At 60.4% G+C, this 20,254-nt stretch carries 15 protein-coding genes; 10 read left to right on the plus strand and 5 right to left on the minus strand.

The annotated features are described in order from the left end of the window. The first annotated feature begins 29 nt into the window (after positions 1-29). The 3 genes from PV760_RS01810 (at position 30) to PV760_RS01820 (ending at position 3,268) form a co-directional block, all read left to right on the plus strand. Complete coding sequence (locus tag PV760_RS01810; protein WP_354627012.1) at positions 30-1,757, plus strand: DUF4012 domain-containing protein; 1,728 nt, start codon at positions 30-32, stop codon at positions 1,755-1,757. 174 nt (positions 1,758-1,931) lie between these two features. Then, positions 1,932-2,552, plus strand: a complete 621-nt coding sequence (locus tag PV760_RS01815; RefSeq protein ID WP_354627013.1) for an LPXTG cell wall anchor domain-containing protein — start codon at positions 1,932-1,934, stop codon at positions 2,550-2,552. Positions 2,553-2,947: 395 nt separating this feature from the next. Next, a complete protein-coding gene (locus PV760_RS01820) occupies positions 2,948-3,268 on the plus strand; it encodes a VanZ family protein (RefSeq protein WP_354627014.1) in 321 nt (106 codons plus the stop codon). Positions 3,269-4,416: 1,148 nt separating this feature from the next. Here PV760_RS01820 and PV760_RS01825 read toward each other — a convergent pair. From PV760_RS01825 to PV760_RS01840, 4 genes are all read right to left on the minus strand, one after another. Next, on the minus strand, positions 4,417-5,814 hold the full coding sequence (locus PV760_RS01825) for an O-antigen polymerase (protein WP_354627015.1): 1,398 nt from the start codon (positions 5,812-5,814) through the stop codon (positions 4,417-4,419). 1,054 nt (positions 5,815-6,868) lie between these two features. Continuing rightward, positions 6,869-7,690, minus strand: a complete 822-nt coding sequence (locus PV760_RS01830; protein WP_354627016.1) for an alpha/beta fold hydrolase — start codon at positions 7,688-7,690, stop codon at positions 6,869-6,871. Between the two features lie 44 nt (positions 7,691-7,734). Then, positions 7,735-8,643, minus strand: coding sequence for an alpha/beta hydrolase (locus PV760_RS01835; protein ID WP_354627017.1), 909 nt, complete (start codon positions 8,641-8,643; stop codon positions 7,735-7,737). 214 nt (positions 8,644-8,857) lie between these two features. Beyond that, positions 8,858-10,255: a TrkH family potassium uptake protein gene (locus PV760_RS01840; protein WP_354627018.1), complete on the minus strand. Its 1,398-nt coding sequence runs from the start codon at positions 10,253-10,255 to the stop codon at positions 8,858-8,860. A gap of 338 nt (positions 10,256-10,593) precedes the next feature. On the opposite strand from PV760_RS01840, the gene PV760_RS01845 reads away from it, so the two are divergent. Genes PV760_RS01845 through PV760_RS01870 form a run of 6 tightly spaced genes read left to right on the plus strand, consistent with a single transcriptional unit; the run spans position 10,594 to position 18,436 of the window. Further along, a complete protein-coding gene (locus PV760_RS01845) occupies positions 10,594-10,692 on the plus strand; it encodes a potassium-transporting ATPase subunit F (RefSeq protein ID WP_079580898.1) in 99 nt (32 codons plus the stop codon). A gap of 6 nt (positions 10,693-10,698) precedes the next feature. Continuing rightward, the gene (kdpA, locus tag PV760_RS01850) at positions 10,699-12,366 is read left to right on the plus strand and encodes a potassium-transporting ATPase subunit KdpA (protein ID WP_354627019.1); all 1,668 of its coding nucleotides are present in this window, start codon (positions 10,699-10,701) and stop codon (positions 12,364-12,366) included. Beyond that, positions 12,363-14,498: a potassium-transporting ATPase subunit KdpB gene (gene kdpB / locus PV760_RS01855; protein WP_354627020.1), complete on the plus strand. Its 2,136-nt coding sequence runs from the start codon at positions 12,363-12,365 to the stop codon at positions 14,496-14,498. Before kdpA ends, kdpB begins: the two co-directional genes overlap by 4 nt. Positions 14,499-14,507: 9 nt before the next feature. Continuing rightward, positions 14,508-15,119 carry a K(+)-transporting ATPase subunit C gene (kdpC, locus tag PV760_RS01860; RefSeq protein ID WP_110503751.1) on the plus strand — a complete coding sequence of 204 codons (612 nt, stop codon included), beginning with the start codon at positions 14,508-14,510 and terminating at the stop codon, positions 15,117-15,119. A 33-nt stretch (positions 15,120-15,152) separates the two neighbouring features. Next, positions 15,153-17,762 carry a DUF4118 domain-containing protein gene (locus PV760_RS01865; protein WP_354627021.1) on the plus strand — a complete coding sequence of 870 codons (2,610 nt, stop codon included), beginning with the start codon at positions 15,153-15,155 and terminating at the stop codon, positions 17,760-17,762. After that, entirely contained in the window at positions 17,762-18,436 is a 675-nt protein-coding gene (locus PV760_RS01870) for a response regulator (RefSeq protein WP_079580903.1), read from the plus strand. The genes PV760_RS01865 and PV760_RS01870 overlap by 1 nt, the downstream gene beginning before the upstream one ends. 33 nt (positions 18,437-18,469) lie before the next feature. On the opposite strand, the gene PV760_RS01875 is transcribed toward PV760_RS01870, so the two are convergent. After that, positions 18,470-18,922 (minus strand): SRPBCC domain-containing protein, encoded by a 453-nt coding sequence (locus tag PV760_RS01875; RefSeq protein WP_354627022.1) that lies wholly within the window; start codon positions 18,920-18,922, stop codon positions 18,470-18,472. Positions 18,923-18,994: 72 nt separating this feature from the next. Here PV760_RS01875 and PV760_RS01880 point away from each other — a divergent pair, with 72 nt between their 5' ends. Further along, positions 18,995-20,194, plus strand: coding sequence for a glycoside hydrolase family 26 protein (locus PV760_RS01880; RefSeq protein WP_354627023.1), 1,200 nt, complete (start codon positions 18,995-18,997; stop codon positions 20,192-20,194). The last annotated feature ends 60 nt before the right edge of the window (positions 20,195-20,254 follow it).

A 20,254-nucleotide genomic window follows, 5' to 3' on the forward strand; every position in this document is an offset into this window, starting at 1 on the left:
TAGCTGTCCCACTAGTCTCGTGTTTCGGATTGGGCCTCTGGCTTAACGCTAAAGCCACAGTGATTAAGTCGGAATTGCAGTCCGCCACTGCCCTAGTGCCGTCTCTCAAGTCCCAAATCGCTGCAAACGATGCTTCTGGGGCAGCACAAACTGTCGATACGCTCGTTCAGCACACCACAGTAGCCAGGGACGCGGCCAACGATCCGTTGTGGAGGGCTTCATCAGTCTTGCCTTGGATCGGACCCAATCTTCAGGCGGCAAGTGAGGTTGCCACTTCCGCCGATGACGTTGCGCGTCTCGGTGCGGTTCCGCTAGTGAAAGCATTCCAGACCCTGGACTGGAAGTCTCTCGCACCGGGCCAAACCGGCTCTGACCTTGAACCGCTAAGGAAGGCTGCTCCTCAGGTAGCAGCGGCTGCCCACGCGGTCGAGGAAACCGCTAATCGGCTTAACAATATTGGGGTTGAAGGACTGCTCCCGCAGATCGCAGAACCCCTTGTTGCCGCTCGTGGAGAATTGAGGGATCTCAGTTCAGGTCTATCTTCGGCCGCCGACGCGGCAAGCTTGGCCCCGGCGATGCTCGGAGAAGAAGCGCCGCGACGCTACTTGCTGTTGATGCAAAACAATGCTGAGTCACGGGCGACAGGTGGGATTCCGGGTGCTTTGGCTGTGCTCAACGTTACAAAGGGCAAAATTACCCTGGAGTCTCAAACCAGCGCCTCGGCATTGGGTGCGTTCGTACCGCCGGTGCCAATTGATCCGGAAGAACAGGCAATCTACACCGCCCGCGTGGGCAAGTTCATGCAAGACGTCAATCTAACTCCGGACTTCGAAACAACGGCTAGTACGGCACAAGCAATGTGGGAGAAAGCTACTGGTGAGCGGCTAAGCGGTGTACTCTCTCTGGATCCCATTGCACTCAGTTACATCTTGGACGCTACCGGCCCTGTGCAGATCACGGACCCTGTGGTTCAAAGGATTGGAAGCAGCCTTCCGAACAGGCTAGATAGCAAGAATGTTGTTCAAACGCTGCTGTCGGATGCCTATGCCAAGATCGAGGAGCCAAAGCTCCAAGACGCCTACTTTGCCGGCGCTGCGCACGAAATATTTGCTGCTTTGTCTTCAGGAAAATCAGATCCCAAAAAACTCATGGAGGCAATTTCCAGAGGCGTCGAAGACCGACGAATCCTCCTCTGGTCTGCGAACGCACAGGAACAGACGGTAATCGGCAGGTACCCAATGGGGGGGCTGGTCTCAGGACCAAACGTCACACCAACGCAGTTCGGCATCTACTTCAATGACGGAACGGGGGCAAAGATGGACTATTGGGTGAAGCGCAGCGCCCAAGTGGTCAAGGATTGCACCCGAGATGGATATCGAGAAATCGTCATTAGAGTCGTCAGCACTAACACAGCTCCCGCAGATGCGAGCAGTTCTCTACCCCAGTATGTGACAGGCGGAGGAGCGTTTGGGGTACCGGCCGGATCCGTGCAGACGAACGTGGTGGTTTACGGTCCTTCCATGTCAAATATTGACACAGTTGTCAAGGATGGTGTGAAAATCCCGTTTGCTGCGCAGCGACACAGTCAGCGAGCAGTTGGGACATCCACTATCCAGCTGGCCCCTGGAGAAAGTGCGACGTTGGATTTCAACTTCGGTCATATTGTGCAACATGCTCAACCTGACTTGGTTGTAACGCCCACGATCCAACAGACAAAGGACGTGATCCTGACACCCGGAGGGGCAGTTTGTGGATAACAAAAGACAGACAAGTTAAACCTTTGTAACGGGTGTGGATTTTCTTTGCTGCTTGCGAGTATTGAATGGTAAGTTCTATGTGGGCAGCACACTGAGATTTCGCTTACGGTCACGTAGGGTCTCGGAAATCTCCAACACCACGTAGCACCACCAAAGGTCTCAGGGGGGACACATATGAGGAAATCTCTTGCAGCACTTACGCTCGCAGGTTCAATCGCACTTGTCGGCGCGGTTCCGGCCGTAGCCAACAACGCCAACTACCCGGCACCGAACACAAGCGTTGCCGTTTCTGACGCGGCCGTGGCACCGGGTGAGGCCTTTGTCTTCAGTGGCACGGGCTTCACGCCTGGTGAGGGCATCACCATCACCGTCACACCGACGGGGGCACCTGCGGCTTCCGGCAGCAGTGTGTCTGCCGGAAGCCTTTCCGTCGCCGCTCGCATTCCGCTTGCGCCGTCAACAATTTCTGCTGTGGCTGACGGAAATGGCGCCTTCTCGACCTCCATCGTCATCAACGAGCCAGGCGCCTATGCCGTTACAGCCACAGGAAACACTTCCGGCGTAACGGTCGGCCCTGTAACTGTAGTCGTCGGCGGGGCTGCTCTCTCTAACACTGGCGGTACCACGGGAACGGGAACAAATCTCGCGAACACCGGTGGCGTCCCGTTGGCCAACACCGGCGCTGACTCGAGCCTTATTCTTTGGTCACTGGTAGGTGCTGGCGCACTGGCGGCTGGAACGGCTTCTGTCGTTGTAGCACGTCGACGCGCTAAGAGCACCGAGGCTTCCGTCTGATTTAGAGTCGTACCATCTTAGGGTGGGTTGCCAACTACATTAGTGTTGTTGGTAACCCACCCTATTTTTTGAGTTTCCTCGACGATCCCGTCTGTGATATCCATAGGTCTTATGGGGCGACACTGGAAACGACGAAGGCGGCATACTGCCCAGGCCATCACTCGCATAGGTCGGCCAGTATTGCCTCCTTCGTTTCGCCTGTATGCATTGCTTAGCCTGCTAGCTAGCGCATCCATAGGGCTCAGCGTTCTGGCTATTGTCCAAACTAGATGAGGATTGGCTTGAGAAATTCGACTCCGTGGCGGGTTGGTCTGGCTGCATATGTTGCTTGTCTAGGAGTAGTCGGATATTGGCCGGTACCAATAGATAGACCCGTCTACGGAACGCTGACAGCCATGCTGAACTACCTTCACGCGCACGGTGCTCCCCGATGGGTTGACTACAACTTAGTAGAGGGCGCGGCAAACGTTGCCATGTTCATCCCGTTCGGATTTATGGCAGGCCTGGCGTTGTATCCCACAGTGTGGTGGCGAGTGACCGGTCTGGGCTTATTGGCCGCCGCAGGCATGGAGCTGGGCCAGCTCCTATTCCTGACCGAGAGATTTTCTAGTCTTATGGATATTGTCACAAACACCATTGGGACTGTCATTGGCGTGGCTTGCGCCCGTCTTATGTCGCGGAAGACTCCCAACCCTGTGCTGGCCGAGGTACGCTGACTCTTCAGCCTTCATCTCAGCAGCAAGTACGTGCGGCTCGACACGAAAATCTAGCAAATCGCTCAGTAGAAGAGATGCAACTCAGCAAGAAAAGGTCGGACCACCATCCGTGCTTACGCTGCAAGGAACACAGCCGGCCCGATTTACCACAGCGGCATGGGCAGAGTAGCGTCCTACTGAGAGCCCAGATTTCAATGACAACGACTCATCCACCCCCCGACCTGGAACTACTGGTCGACATCTAGGGATCTCTGTGAGCACCAGGAGAGCGCAGCAGGCATTTGGCTCGATGACCGGCTAGATAATAGCCATGTCGCCCTCTGAGCCCACGTAACCTCCATGGCGCCGAAGTCTCCATACCCTGTAAAATTCATGGTATGGATGTTGTCAATCGCCTTGTCAAGATACGTCACTTTGCGCTTATCCGCCGTTTGCTGGCCCTAAATGGCCTCGAAATTTCGCATGGCACGGAAATTGGCGACAACTTCAGGCTTTTGCACCGAGGGTTCGGGACCGTGATACATCCAAACACTGTCATTGGCCGAGACGTCACAGTGTTCCACGGTGTAACCCTAGGGCGAGCCGATGCTTGGAAACCCATATCGGAGAGCCGTATGAGAGGATTCTCCATTGGCGACGGTGCCGTACTCTGCGCAGGCGCAAAATTGCTGTGCAAATCCGGAACGCTAAGGGTAGGTCGAGGGACAATTGTCGCTGCAAACGCTGTGCTCTCTGAATCGACAGGCGAAAATGAGATCTGGGCAGGAATACCGGCGCGGAAGATTGGGCGCAGAAGCGATCCCTACATCAGGTAGGACAATCATCTTTCCCTCGCCAATGAAACTCTGACGGCTCTCATCTCGGCTCGCATCAACAATGGCCACCAGAGCTCAGATCCTCCACCGTTCTAGCCTGTTGGTAAGGACTTATGCGCACAGTAGCTGCAATCCAAGATGAGTTGTAGCCAGAATAATTGAGACCATGCAGCTTCGTGCCTGAGAAGTGTCCAAATGTTGTGACGATCTCCACCTTAAGCTGGTCGACGACCACTTCTCGGATGAATCCGTCGGGCCATAGCTCCTCATCACTATTCTTGCACTCTAGGGCCAGCCTTCCTGGACAGACAAAGCCAGACCGAGACCCGTAAATTAGATTTTGATTCCGTCTTTAACTACGACGGCCAAAGTGTTTCCACGGCTTCCTTTGTGATGAATTTTGAGTGGTCGAGAAAAGAACCAGTACATGAACATGCAGAGGAAGACCGCATAAAGGGACCACCAGATGGCGTGAACCGTATTGGTTCGCGTTGCTACCAAGGCGAAAGCCGAAGCAACGGACACAGTGGTCAACTTTATCGTACTCACATGCTGGTTATACTTCCACGCGTTAGTCAGCCTTGCCGCGAGAATTCCGAAGAGAAATGCGCCAAATGCAACGAAGGCCAAGCCACCCTCAAAGTAAAGCACCCCAGCAGTCGAAGCTACTGGACAGACAGGGGTACCGCAGCCGCCGCCCCAAACAGCTGTCAGAACTACGTCTGAGTAAGCCGGCTCGCCCGATATTCCCGACGGCAGTGGGCGGAGAAGGAACTCAAGAACCGTTCCACGTCCAAAGCCATACGGTATGGCGTTACCGAGCGGATGCGAAATTATGGCGATGTAGTCAAGCATTTCCGTGTCGTACGAAGCAAACACGGGTGTAAGAACGCCCTGGAGCCCTTCCGACTGAAAATACCTCCAGGAAGCCTCGAGCAGCCCTTCTCCTTTGATTCTGGCCCCGGCAGATCTAACCATGGGGATAATCGCAAGCATGAGGAACGCTACAATCGCCGCTGCTATGTGGCTGAACTTCACCCTGACAGGTTTGCGAATGAGAGCCACCACGACGGGAATCAAAATCGCAGGGATCAAAAATCTACGGTTGCCTAGCTGTGACAGTGCCATTACCGAGATGAGTGGTGCTGCGGACAAAATGAGCCACTCTTTGCGGGTGATGGCATTCTTCCGACGACTGAGGATGAATAGAGCAGCACAGATCGATCCTGCCATCGGCAAAATCATAACAATTTCAGGCACTCCTCCCAAACCTGCATCGGAAGACCGACCGGCTGCAAGACGGGCAAATACTGCCGGGCCAGACAGAATAGTGAGCGTAGCTAAGTACACTGCAAATGCGGCAAGTGCCGTCATGACCGTCTTGCTTGCTGTGATCCGGAGTTCTCGTCGATCCAAATGCTCATCAAGGGAAATGAGTCGCTTGTGGCTTTGAGGTCGTATGCGATTCAGGAAAACGGCAATTGTGAAACTTGTCATAAAAACAATTCCAACCAAAATAGCCGCATCAATACTTGCAGCATCTGGAACAATGCCGTAGATTGTTCTAATCTCGAATCGGTCTTCGAACAAGGGGCGGATTGAGAATATAGAAAACATCGTCACGATCACCATGGTGTCCGGCGCGAGAAAGCGACCGAGACCGTGCACCGGATTCGTACACAGGATGTAGAGCAGGCAAGTAGCGCCAAGAAGTAGAGAAAATAGCGCCATAGGTTTCCTTGCCCCCGCTAGTTACGTCACACCAGCTGAGGCCCATCACGCGGACCCCTGCCTGCTGAATCCTAGCATTCGGGTCGCAATCAAGGGCTGCGTTGACATGCAATTGATTGGTTGCCGCGCACCGCCGCCCATGGAATGGATGGCGGATCGGGATGCTGGCTGCGCGTACTCAGCCGCGATCCGCGTTATCTCCTGTGCGGAAGGGAGAAGGCCTCAGTTGCTCAGCGACGTACAGGGCGCCGTAACGGATGGTAAAGTCCGCAGCTGTCAATCTACCCTTCTTCCTCTGCTCACTGACAGCATCTGGCCCACGTCGGCGTTGACTGATGCCTAAGCCACACGTTGTGAAGGAGGTGCCGATATCCACCTCCCGAGGTTATGCCTTGAGCTTCATGCTCTCGGAATCCAAGCCACTTCTTGTCTGGGCCATGTATGAAACATAAATAACTTATTAAAAAGTACCCTTATGATGATCCAGGGCGACACGTCCCACTGAAATGTTGCCCAACAGGGGCGTGTCGCCACCACAAGACCATGAATGACCGCGTAAGACGTGCAACTCCCTAAACATCAACACTTTCGCTTTGAGAGGACGCCCCTTGCCCTACATTGACATCAACCCTCATAAATCGAGACCCAGGTGGCCCGCCTACGTTGGGCTAACGATCCTCTCCATCGCGACCGTCGCTGCCATCATCTTGGCTTTGACTCATCACTAAACGCCTAACCTCCCACTCCCTAGCCCATCAGCGATCTCCCCCGCCTGCGTGTCGTGGAGGTAGGGCCGCCGGGCAGGGACACCGCGGTGCTGACTTTGTGAACCAATAGAATCTGAAGACGCCTGAGCTGGCGACAGCACCGGCGTCTCATGGTGCCCTTCCCGAGAGACCACGGCACGCGTGAACGCCCCCTATCCACGCCCTTATCCCATCCTCGATCTGTCACCCGTGCGTGTGGAGGAGGTAATGCTCGCCGGATAGGGCGCCCCTGTCCCGTCGGTGGCGCCGGCCTTGTGACGGAGCAGCTCGAGCCACTGTCGGCGAACTTACGGGCGTTCGAACAGCTCTCCGAGGAAGCTCCTCAAGTCCTCGGCGACTCTCTCCGGACACTCCCAGAGCACCAGATGACCGGTCCCCTCGTAGATCTGCACTCGTGCGCCCTCGATACGACCAACCAGGGTTTCCTGATGCTGTCGCGGCACCAGGTGATCGTGGGCGCCCCAAAGCATCAGCGTCGGGACAGTAATGTTGCCGGTCTCTGTCGGAGGAACGGCCTCGCAGAATCCCCGCAGTGAAGTCTTCCAAACCGAGGCTGGCATGGCCAGACCGTCCTGTACCCGGTCCTCGATGTATGCGGCCGGCACAGTGTGCAACATTCTGTACCAGGCCAAAGACTCACGAACCCAGTTCTCTGGGATCGGATCCGTCAGTTGCTCCACCTCGGCCGCAAAGGGCGGCCTTCCGTGGAGAGTCAGCGGCGCGCCTACCAACGTCAAGGATGCAACAAGCTCCGGATGAGAGACAGCGAGTTGCTGGGCGACGTAACCACCACTGGATGACCCCAGGACATGTGCCTGTTTGGCTCCGAATGCCTTAAACACGGCAACGACGTCCTCAACAACTTCACAAAGCGAGTAGCCGTCTGCCGGTTTGTCGGCCGCACCATGACCTCGCAGATCAGGCGCGAGAATCACAAATTCAGGAAGCGAAGCAATGAGGCGATCAAAACTCCGCCAGGACTCGCCCCAGGCGTGCAGGAGCAGCAGTGGGGCGCCGCCGTCGTCGGCTGCTTGTTCCAGGTTCCCTTGCACGAAACAAGGCACGCTGATCCCGGTGCTCAGAGATACGGTCCTGACTTCGGACTCCATGGCCTCAGCGTACGCTCGCCCCACCGTGGGCAGGAAGGCGTACGCTACCGCCGCCCCACCTCCCATTTCCTGACCCCATCCGCGATCTCCCCCGCGTGCGTGTGGTGGAGGTAGTGTTCGCCCGGCAGGGGCACCACCGTCCCGTCAGTGACGCTGGCAGCCTGGCCCCGATGCAGGTCAAGCCACTCCGGGGTCTGTTTGTTCTCCGCAACAACAAACAGCAGCAGCGGCAGATCTTTCGGGAATGCCGTGCCCAGGGCGTTCTTGAAGTTCGAGGAAATGTGGGCCATCTCGTTCAGGTACGTGGGAGACATCGAATTCCGGTTGGTGAGCATCTGCATCTGCTCACGCGCGTATTCGGTATAAACGGGGTTGTCGTCGGAGCTGGTCACAGCTGTGATCAGCCGGAGCAGGCCAAGGTTTTTCGCGACAGACATCAGGCCTGTAGGGAACTCTGTATCCATGCCTGGTTGCCCCGGGACGGAGGTGTCAATGCCGACAAAGGCGCTGACTTCCTCCGGGTAACGGTTGGCGTAGTCGATGCCGTAGAGACCGGCGATGGAGTGTCCCATCAGGATGTAGCGATTGACGTTGAGAGCCTGAAGGGCCCCATGAACTTCCTGCACGATGTTTTCGGTAGTCCGGTCCCGGTCAGTGCCATCACTCAATCCGTAGCCCAAGGGCTCCACCACAATCACCCGATGGTCCTTGGAAAGGTCGCGGACCAGGGGTGCGAAGTCCAGCACAGGCGACGACGTTCCAAAGCCCGGTAACAGGACGACGTCCTTGATGCCGCTGCCGGTCACCAGGACGTTGATCTTCCTGCCGTCCACCTCCACCCGCTGACCATAGGATTCAATCCTGCTGCTCTCGGAATTGCTCGCCACCACGTTCACCACGCTGGTGGTCGCCAACCCCAGCGCCACCGCGGCTCCAATCGCAGAGACTGTCACGAGTAATTTCTTTACTGCCCTCTTCAAACATGCCTTCCCAGTGCGCGCCGTGCGCCCTGTATCCAGCCTCGCTTGTCCCGGCGGCGAGCGCGTCACCCCAGGGTGCTCACTTGGGTAGTCCGTTCGGGGTACGAGGACTTCCTCCTTGGGATGACACCCGGCGCAGACCCCACGCAAAAGCCGGCGGTAGCAACGCCGTCGTGATCCCCGGTGCCTAACCGATGATCGGCCGTTCCTCGGGGAGCATGAACAACCTCGGCCGGGATGCCAGCGCGATGGCTGAGGCAACGGTGACGGAGCCGATGCGGCCGGTGAACATCAAGGCCATCAGCACCCATTCTGCGGTGGGCGGCAGGTGGTAGGTGATTCCTGTACTTAGGCCTACCGTGCCGAACGCGGAGATGGTTTCGAAGAGCACTTTCTCCAGGCTGTAGTCGGTAACCATGAGGAGCAGCAGTGTCCCCAGGACAACGGCCCCTACACCCAGCAAGGCCACGGTGAGCGCCTGCCGTTGGGTGGATGAGCTGATGGAGCGGTGCGCGATGGTGACCTGCTCGCGTCCGCGAACCTCGTTCCAGATGGCGAAGCCCAGGACCAGGAACGTGGTGATCTTGATGCCGCCGGCGGTTCCTGCGCTCCCGCCGCCGATGAACATCAGAATGTTGGTGACCATCAGCGTTTCCGGGGTGGCGACGCCGTAGTCAATGCTGTTGAAACCGGCCGTCCTGGGAAACACGCCTCCTGCCAGGGAACCCAACAATTTGCCGGTGAAACTTAGCGGCCCCAGCGTCTCCGGGCGGTTCCATTCGAAGGCCGCGAAGAGCACTATGCCTGCGCCCAGCAGCAGCAAAGAACCGTAGACGGTCAGCCGGAGATGGACGGTCCAGTTCTTGAACTTGAGACCGGTCCTGAACAGCTGGATGATCACCGGGAAACCCAGTCCTCCAGCAACGATGGCGGCACAAATGGGGACGATGATCCAGGGGTCTTCAGCGAATCCGATGAGGTTGTCGCTGTACAGGGCAAAGCCTGCGTTATTAAAGGCGGAAATCGCGTGGAAGACCCCATGCCAGAGGGCCGTGCCGGGGTTGTCGTCATAAGCGATCCAGAAACGTGCTGTCAGGATGAGCGCCGTGCACGCCTCGAAAACAGCCATGATCTTGAGGACCTTGAAAAGGACGGACTTCACGTCGCCGAAGTTCAGGGTGTGGGTCTCGGACTGGGCCACCAGCTGGCCACGCAGGCCAATGGTCTTCCGCACAAACAATGCCAACAGGGTTGCCAGGGACATGATCCCGAAGCCACCCACCTGAATCAGTGCCAGGATCACCCCATGCCCGAAAGGCGTCCAGTACGTAGCAGTGTCAACGGTGATCAGACCGGTGACGCACACAGACGACACCGCGGTGAAGAACGCTGTGGTGACGATATCGCCGCTGTCGCCTGTCCTCGATATCGGCAGCATCAGCACGCCCGCGCCGACGATGATCACCGCCAGGAAAGCCAGAGGCACCAGACGGACCGGATGCAGCAGCCCCGACACCAAGCGCTGCCCTTGGTCAGCAACAGCCAGTTGCAGCGGGCTGCGGCGGATGAGGGAGCGTTCAGTCATGCCCGATCTTCCTAATGGGTAGGCTTCCGTGCCGAAGCTAGCACCGATCAGCTATGGATCGGCGGGAAGCAGGCAGATCTTGACGAATCCTTAACGCCCCCGCGTTAAGAGCGCATCAAGATTTCCCACGTCCGCATTAAGGAACCGTAAGGAACGTCTTTTCACCACTTTTGCGGGAGTTGACTGTCATCAGCCCCGCAATCGGGGCACTGATGAAAGGACGTTCCAGTGGCCGACGTGGCTGTTGTGGTGATTCTTGTGGTGAGCATGGGAATCGTGATGTGGGTGGCCCACCTGTTGGGCAAGATGGTGGACGGCGAAGGCCCGGTGAGTGGGCGATGAACGCGGACGCGATCATGTGGGTCAGTCTGTTCATCCTTGGCCTGGCCGTTGCAGGGTACCTGCTGGCAGTGCTCCTCAACCCGGAAAAGTGGTGACCCCGAGTGGTCTTCAGCACTGCATCCTTCATCACCCAGATAGCCGTACTGCTTCTGGTCCTCGCTCTCCTGCACAAGCCTTTGGGCGTGTACATGGCCCGGGTCTTCTCCGGTACCAAACACTCAAAGCCTGAAAAGGTCCTTTACCGCCTGGCCGGAGTGGACGCCGGGACTGAACAGAGCTGGTCTGTATATCTGCGCAGCGTTCTGCTCTTCTCACTGATCTCCATTCTTGTGATCTTCGCATTGCAGCGTCTCCAAGGCGTGCTCCCGGGCGGCAACTCCCTGCCGGGCGTGGACCCATGGGTCGCCATGAACACGGCGATCTCGTTCGTCACCAACACCAACTGGCAAACATACGTTCCCGAGGCCACCGTGGGCATCTTCGTCCAGATGTGCCTGCTCGCCGTGCAGAACTTCCTCTCTGCCGCAGTGGGAATCGTGGTGGTTGTGGCCCTGATCCGCGGCATCGTAAGGACCACAACAGACAGGTTGGGCAACTTCTGGGTGGACCTCGCCCGCGCTTCCTTCCGCATCCTGTTGCCCATCGCGACCGTAGCGGCCATCGCCTTGGTGATTGGCGGCGTCGTGCAGAACTTCTGGTCCACCGACGTCACGAACGCCGCCACCGGCACCGCGCAGACCATTCCCGGCGGTCCCGTGGCCTCACAGGAAGCCATCAAAGTCCTGGGCACCAACGGAGGCGGCTACTTCAACGCCAACTCAGCCCACCCCTTCGAAAACCCGAGCGTCTTCACCAGCCTGTTCCAGGTTTTCCTCATCCTCCTCATCCCTTCCGCACTGCCGTACATGTATGGGCGGATGGTGGGAGACCAGCGCCAGGGCTACACCGTCGCCGCTGTGATGGGCGCACTCTGGTTGACCTCGACGTGCCTCATGGCGTGGGCCGTCTCCTCCGCACAAGGAACGGCGACGGCGGCGGCCGGCGGCCTGGGTGAAGGCTTCGAACAGCGCCTGGGTCCGGCGGCCAGTTCCATCTTCGCCGCGTCCACAACCCTGACCTCCACCGGAGCGGTGAACGTCGCCCACGACTCGCTGCCTCCCTTGGCCGGCGGCGTCGCGATGCTGAACATGATGCTCGGCGAAGTGGCACCCGGCGGAACAGGATCCGGGCTCTACGGCATGCTGGTCCTGGCCATCATCGCCGTCTTCATCGCAGGGCTGATGGTGGGGCGGACCCCGGAATTCCTGGGCAAGAAGATCAGCCCCCGCGAAATGAAAATCGCGGCCCTCTACATCCTGGTAACCCCCACCCTGGTGCTGGTACTCGCCGCTGTTTCGGCACTCCTGCCGGAGGTGATGGCCAATGCCCCGGCATCAGGACCGCACCAGTTCAGTGAGCTGCTCTACGCCTTCACCTCCGGTGCCAACAACAACGGCTCAGCCTTCGGCGGCATCACCAGCTCCGGCCCCTACCTCTCCACCCTGTTGGGGCTCGCCATGCTGTTGGGCCGATTCCTTCCCATCGCCTTGGTCCTTGCGCTCGCAGGTTCCCTGGCACGGCAAAGGAAGATCCCGGTCTCCTCCGGGACGGTACCAACCCACGGCCCGCTGTTCGGCTCACTCCTGCTGGCCGTGACCGTGATCCTCACCGCGCTCAGCTACTTCCCCGCCCTGGCTCTGGGCCCCCTCGCAGAAGGACTTATCAAATGACCAACTCCAGCACGGCTCCGGCCGCGGAGACCGAAAAACCCGGCCACCCCGTTGACGCTCCGCCTGCTCCATCGGAACACAAGCACCACACCAAGGCACCGGCCAAGCTCAATGCCGCCTCGCTTCGGGCTGCCCTCCCGGTCGCGTTCAAGAAGCTCGATCCCCGGCAAATGGTCCACTCCCCCGTCATGTTCGTCGTGCTGGTGGGAGCAGCGGCCTGTACCGTGATCAGCGCCGTGAAGCCGGACATTTTCGGCATCGCAGTCACCGCATGGCTGTGGTTGACGGTGCTGTTCGGAACACTCTCCGAAGCCATCGCCGAAGGCCGCGGAAAGGCCCAGGCGGACAGCCTCCGGGCAAGCCGCCAGGGTGTCACGGCACGGCTGCGCCAGGACGATGGAAGCACCAAAGTGGTGGCCGGCACTGACCTGAAGCTCAACGACGTCGTCATCTGCGAAGCCGGGGACGTCATCCCCTCCGACGGCGAAATCATCGAAGGCCTGGCCAGCGTGGACGAGTCCACCATCACCGGCGAATCAGCACCTGTCATCAGAGAGTCAGGCGGCGACAGGTCTTCGGTGACCGGCGGAACCAAGGTCCTCTCCGACAGGATCGTCGTGCGCATCACCGCCGAGCCCGGAGAGACGTTCATCGACAGGATGATCAAGCTGGTGGAGGGCGCCGTCCGGCAAAAGACCCCCAACGAGATCGCCCTTCACGTCCTGCTCGTCTCACTGACTATCGTGTTCCTGGTAGTGACCATGGCCCTGGCGCCCTTCGCATCACTGGCGAACGCCACTCCGTCTCCCATCGTGCTGGTTGCGCTTCTGGTCTGCCTCATCCCCACCACCATTGGCGCGCTGGTTCCGGCCATCGGCATCGCGGGAATGGACCGGCTGGTGCAGCACAACGTGCTGGCAACATCCGGCCGGGCAGTGGAAACAGCCGGCGACATCACCACACTGCTGCTCGACAAGACCGGCACCATCACCTACGGGAACCGGCGTGCCGTGAACTTCTTCCCGGCCAACGACGTCGGACTCGATGAACTCACCGCCGCCGCCCGGCTCTCCAGCCTGGCCGACGAAACACCGGAAGGCCGCTCCATCGTGGAGCTTGCCGATGCCCGCGGTATCGGCGGTCCCGACCTCGCCGGACTGCGCACCGCCTACTCGGACATCACGGTTGTGGAGTTCACCGCCAGCACCCGTATGAGCGGGCTGGACCTGGACGGTCGCCTCATCCGCAAAGGCGCCGCGTCCGCCGTCGGGCATTTTGTCACCGACGCCGGCGGCCGCCTCCCGGCTGAAGTCCAGCGTCGCGTCCAGGAGATTTCCGCCCAAGGCGGCACCCCGCTGCTGGTAGCCGAAAGCACGCACGACGGCGACGCACGGGTTCTGGGAACAGTTCACCTTGCCGATGTGGTCAAGCCGGGCATGAAAGCCCGCTTCGCCGAGCTGCGCGCCATGGGAATCCGAACGGTCATGATCACCGGTGACAACCCGGTGACGGCCAAAGCGATCGCGGCGGAGGCCGGCGTCGACGACTTCGTTGCCGAAGCCACGCCCGAGGACAAACTCGACGTCATCCGCAGGCAACAAGGTGAAGGACGCCTGGTGGCCATGACCGGAGACGGCACCAACGATGCTCCGGCCCTGGCGGCAGCGGACGTGGGAGTGGCCATGAACTCCGGTACGCCGGCGGCCAAAGAAGCAGCCAACATGGTGGACCTCGACTCGGACCCCACCAAACTGATCAACATTGTGGGCATCGGCAAGCAGCTGCTCATTACCCGGGGAGCTTTGACAACGTTCTCCGTGGCCAATGATGTTGCCAAGTACTTCGCCATTGTCCCGGCGCTGTTCACAGCAGCCTTCCCCGGGCTTGGACTGCTGAACATCATGGGGCTGGCCAGTCCGGCGTCGGCGATTCTGTCAGCCGTGATCTTCAACGCCCTCATCATCATTGTCCTGGTCCCCTTGGCATTGCGGGGCGTGAAGTACAGGGCAGTGTCAGCCAACCAGGCCCTGGGCCGGAACCTGCTGCTCTACGGATTGGGCGGTCTGGTTGCCCCGTTCCTCGGAATCAAACTCATCGACCTGGTCTTGTCCCTCATCCCAGGCATCGGCTAGGAGCCATCCATGAACACCATTTCCGGATACCTTCGCCAAGCGGGCACCGCAGCCAGGTTCCTGCTGCTGGCAACCATCGTGCTGGGTTTGCTCTACCCCCTGGTGGTCTTCGGCGCAGGGCAGCTGGTTGCGCCGTTCCAGGCCAACGGATCCATCGTGAAGGACTCCGCCGGGCGGCCGGCAGCATCAGCGCTCATAGCCCAGACCATGGCGGACGAGTCAGGAACGCAGAGCCCCCAGTGGTTCCACGCCCGGCCGTCCGCCGTCATGTGGGACCCGGCGTCGTCCTCGGCCAGCAACCTTGGACCCAACGATCCCAAACTCCTGGACGCCGTGAACAGCAACCGTGCAGCTATCGCGGCAGCAGAGGGCGCCAACCCAGCCGACATTCCGGCGGATGCCCTCACGGCCAGCGGATCAGGGCTGGACCCGCACATTTCAAAGGCCTACGCGGATCTCCAGGTCCAGCGGGTTGCCAAAGCCCACGGACTCGAAGCCGGCGACGTTCAGACCTTGGTGGACCAGCAGACCAGCAGCGGGCTCGAGGCCTTCCTCAGCCAGCCGTCGGTCAACGTGACCTTGCTGAATCTGGATGTCGCCCGGCTGGCCGCGAACCCGTGAGTAGCTTCGGTTCCCGAGTGGAAGAATGAGGACATGGCGCGGGCAACACTGAGGATTTTTCTGGGGGCAGCACCGGGCGTCGGCAAAACTTACGCAATGCTCGAAGAAGCCCACAGGCTGCTGGGCCGCGGCGAGGACGTGGTGGTGGCCTTCGCCATGCACCACGGACGCGCCGATACCCAAGCGCTCACCCAGGGGCTTGAGATCGTGCCGACCCGGTCCATCGAGTACCGGGGAAGCACCTTCGAAGAGATGGACCTGGACGCGGTCCTGGCCCGGCGCCCACACACCGCGGTCGTGGACGAGTATGCCCACACCAACATTCCCGGGAGCCGGAACCAGAAGCGCTGGCAGGACATTGAGGAATTGCTGGACGCCGGCATCAATGTCCTGTCCACGGTGAACGTGCAACACCTGGCCTCGCTGGGCGATGTTGTCAGCGCCATCACCGACGTCAAGCAGGCCGAAACCGTCCCGGACGACGTCGTGCGCCGCGCTGACCAGATCCATCTGGTGGACATTTCGCCTGAGCTGCTCCGGCAACGCCTGGGCGACGGCAAGATCTACGATGCCGACAAGATCGACGCCGCCCTGTCCAACTACTTCCGGGTGGGCAACCTGACAGCACTGCGGGAACTGGCGCTGCTCTGGCTCGCCGACCGCGTGGACGAAGGATTGGCGCGCTACCGGGCAGAGAACCAGATCGAGGAAAGTTGGCCTGCCCGCGAGCGCATCGTCATCGGGCTGACCGGGGGCGCCGAAGGCGAAGTACTGATCCGGCGTGCCGCGCGGATCCTCAAGAGGGTCAACGGCGGTGACCTCCTGGCCGTCCACGTCCGGGCCGCTGACGGTGTGTCCGCCGAGTCCCCCCAGGACCTGGAAGCTCAACGAACCCTGATTAAGGACCTCGGCGGCAGCTACCACACGGTCTCCGGAGAAGACCCTGCCAAGGCACTGCTGGACTTTGCCCGGAGTGTGAACGCCACCCAGATCGTGGTGGGAGTATCACGCCGCAAATTCCCCGCGAACCTGCTCAGCGGTGGCGTGGGAAGCCGAGTCGTCAGAGGATCCGGCGACATCGACGTCCACATGGTCTCCCACCCCCTGGGAGGCCGCGGCCTGGAGCGCACCCGAAAACGCGACCTCGGGCGCGTGCGTGTAGCCGTTGGTTTTGCCATGGCCGTGATCGTTCCGGTGCTGCTGCAGCTGGTGCTTGCGGCGGCCCCAACCCACAACATTGCCACGGCAGTGCTGATCCAGCTCAGCGGCTCGGTAGCCGTTGCCCTGGTGGGTGGCTTGTGGCCCGCCCTTCTGGGTGCGCTCTGGAGCAGCGTCCTGGTGAACTACTTCTCCATCCCGCCGATGGGGACACTGACCATCAGTGACCCACAGAACCTCCTGGCCCTCCTGGTGTTCGCCGGAGTTTCTTCCGCGGTGGCGGTGGTGGTGGACCTCTCCGCTCGGCGCTCGAAGGAGGCAGCACGCGCACGCTCTGAAGCAGCCACCCTGGCAGACCTCACCCGCAGGGCAACCACCGCAGAAGACCCCGTGCAGGATCTCCTGGAACAAGCACTGGAAGTCTTCCAGGTCCACGGCGCGGCACTGTACGTTTCCTCCGCCGCGGACAACCGGCAGCTCCGGCCGTCCCCAGCAGAGCCGGAATGGCGCCGCGTCGCTGCCGCGGGCAGCACCCAAGGTGACCAGGACGACGTCGACAACATTGAACAGGTGGACAGCACCACCAGGCTGATCCTCAGCGGCCGGATACTGCCCGCCAGCGACCGTCGGCTCCTCGGAGCCTTCGGCGCGCATCTGTCCGCGTTGCTCGAACGCGGCCAGCTCGCCGCCACCCGCCGGGAAGTGACGCGGCTGGCCGAAAGCAACACCATGCGGACCTCTATCCTCAGGGCCGTCTCGCATGACCTCCGCACACCCCTGGCGGGCATCAAGCTCGCTGTTGGAGGGCTGCGCCAGCCCGGCGTGCAGTACACCGAGGACGAAGAGCAGGAACTGCTGGCCACCATCGACGAATGCTCGGACCGCCTGGACGGGTTGGTCGGCAATCTGCTGGACATGTCCCGCATCACTTCAGACTCCGTCAACGCCCTCATCAAGCCCCTGCGCTGGTACGACGTGATCCCCGCCGCCCTGCACGGCATCGCACCTGGACGGGTCAGGGTGGACCTGCCACCCAACATGCCCGAAGTGGACGCCGACGCCGGCATGCTGGAACGGGTCATCGCGAACATCGTGGAAAATGCCGTGAAATACGCCCCTGACTCCGAGGTGGTCATCGCCGGCGCCGCGGGAGGGTTCAGCACCACAACCCTGGACGGCAGGCCCGCCGGCGAACTGCGCATCATTGACCACGGCCAAGGCGTCCCGGCCAGCAACGTCCTGAAAATGTTCCAGCCCTTCCAACGGCTGGACGATGTTCCCGCGACCACAGGCGTGGGCCTGGGCCTTGCCGTAGCCCAAGGATTCACCGAGGCCATGGGTGGCACACTCACCGCCGAAGAAACACCCGGAGGCGGGCTCACCATGCTCATCAGGCTCCCCCTCTCCACAGGTCCCGCCCCGGACCTGCCGCAACGCCCCGCGGCTCCCTCTGTTACCGCACTGCCTGCCCCGAAAGGCCCCTAGTGAACATTCTGGTCGTGGACGACGACCCCCACATTGTCAGGGCGCTCGCCATCACCTTGAAAGGCCAGGGATACACGGTGGTGACCGCCACCGATGGAGAGTCCGCTCTTCGCGCCGCCGCCCAGCGGCCCATCGCGGTGATGATCCTGGACCTCGGCCTGCCCGACATGGACGGGAACGCCGTCATCGCTGCAGTTCGTGAATGGAGTGCTGTACCGATTCTGGTGCTCTCCGCCCGGCACGGCTCCAACGACAAAGTGGAAGCCCTGGACGCAGGCGCCGACGATTACATCACCAAGCCCTTCGGGTTGGAGGAACTCCTGGCAAGGCTGCGGGCGTTGTTGCGCCGAAGCACCGAACCCAGCGAAGAGATCACCAGGGTTGAGACCAGCTCCTTCACAGTGGACCTGGGCAAGAGGCAAATCACCAAGGCCGGCCAGGACGTCCGTATGACACCCACGGAATGGAACATCCTGGACATCCTGGTCAGGAACCCGGACAAGCTCATCACCCAGCAACAACTCCTCACGGAAGTCTGGGGACCGGCCTATGCCAAGGAAGCCAACTACCTCCGCGTCTACATGGCCCAGCTCCGCCGAAAACTCGAAAAAGAACCGGGGAGCCCCCGGCACCTGATCACCGAGCCAGGGATGGGCTACAGGTTTGTCCCCTGAGTCCGGCAGGTGCCCGCACCGCCGTCGTCATTCTCAAGCTTTTTCGGCAGCCGCTTTCAGGTCTGCGGCGAACCGGGTGAAACTGGCGTCGAAGGACGGAATCTTATTGGCGAAGAGCGGGAAGATGGGCCCGCCTATCTTCTCCGCCATCTCGAAGCGGGACCGGCCGTCGTTGGTCTCGGTGATGGTGTAAGTCCGGGTTCCCAGAGCGTCACCCCAGGCGAGCTTGGCAGGCGCTTGGAATTCCTTGACTTTGAGTTTGAACGTGCGGCTGGGGTCCAACGTGGACACCAAGGTGATCTTCGATCCCGGGGCAATCTCACCGTCCACGGACACCACCGTGGAATTCCACGTGGGGTAATTCCCGGCGTCGGTCAACAGCCGCCACACCTTGGAGGGAGGCGCGTCGATGAGAGTGGCTACCCGCGTCTCACGACTGAATGTCTTGCTGGTAGTGGTGGCAGTTCCATCGGATATCTCAGACATGGCTTCCGGCTCCTCTACGCGGGAATGCGGTGATGATGATGATGCTACAGGTGCGCTGCTACATTGAAAGCCATGATTTTGGGAGCCCGTAAATTATTTGCTGCTGTCACTGGCGCGGCCCTGCTGGGGAGTTCCCTGAGCGCTTGCGTTGGACCACAGCCAGGCTCCACCACTTCGCCGCTCCCCACGTGCCGGGCCGCCTTTCCTTCGGCACCACCTGAAGGCATTCTGGCCGGCGTGAATCTGGACTGGGAGCACGAAACCCTTGAGCAATACGCGGCGAACCTTGGGCAACGGCCCGCTGTCACGGTGACGTTCACCGACTTTCCCATGTCGGGGACAGATAGAGGGAACGTTGAAGCCGCGTTCGAGCAGATCCGTGCCAACGGCGGGACGATGCTCCTCACCCTCGAGCCCAAGCAAGGGTTGGCTTCCGTCACACCGGAGGTTGCCGTCGAGTTGTCAACCATGCTGGCCCGATTCAACAACGCAGGCGTTCCCGTCATCGTCCGTTTCGCCCACGAGATGAATGGGTCCTGGTATGCCTGGGGCCAGCAACCCACGGCCTACGTGGCCGCCTATCAGCGCGTGGCCACAGCAGTTCATGCAAAGGCCGCAGGAAGCGCCATGATGTGGGCGCCGAACTATGGCGGCGGATACCCCTTTAGCGGCGGTAAGTATCAAGCCGTAGCCGGAACACCGGAGTTCGCTGCGTTGGACACCAACAAAGATGGCGAAGTCACCGGCGTTGACGATCCCTACGCCCCCTACTACCCCGGGGATGATGCAGTGGATTGGGTGGGCATGTCCCTCTACCACTGGGGCAATACCTACCCTTGGGGTGCCAACGTCATTCCCGAACAGGGCAAATTCCTTCAGCAACTGACCGGCAACTACAACGGTGCCGGCGGCGACGATCTCGCCGTCCCGGACTTCTATACCGAGTACGGGACCGCCCGGAACAAACCCGTGGCCATTCCTGAGACTGCGGCCCTCACGGTCGCATCAGGCGAGGGTGCCGACGCTTTGGCCATTAAAGAGGCCTGGTGGGGTCAGCTCTTCGATCCGGCCATCCCCACGGACTACCCCGCCCTGAAAATGATCAACTGGTTCGAATGGGACAAGAACGAGGTTGAGGTGAAGGCCACCGTGGACTGGACGGCAACCAAAAATCCCCAGGTGCGCGAGGCGTACACGGCGGCCCTCCCGGACTGGTTCACCTTCGCCGACGCTCCCGCAGCATGTTCGCCCGCCGGAGACGCACCATCCTGAGCCCCTGCGCGCACACCAGCATTAGGGGGCCAGAGCAGGGAGATAGGGGGCTGCGGCAGG

This window comes from Paenarthrobacter sp. CC6 (assembly GCF_040560085.1).
GTDB lineage: Bacteria > Actinomycetota > Actinomycetes > Actinomycetales > Micrococcaceae > Arthrobacter > Arthrobacter nicotinovorans.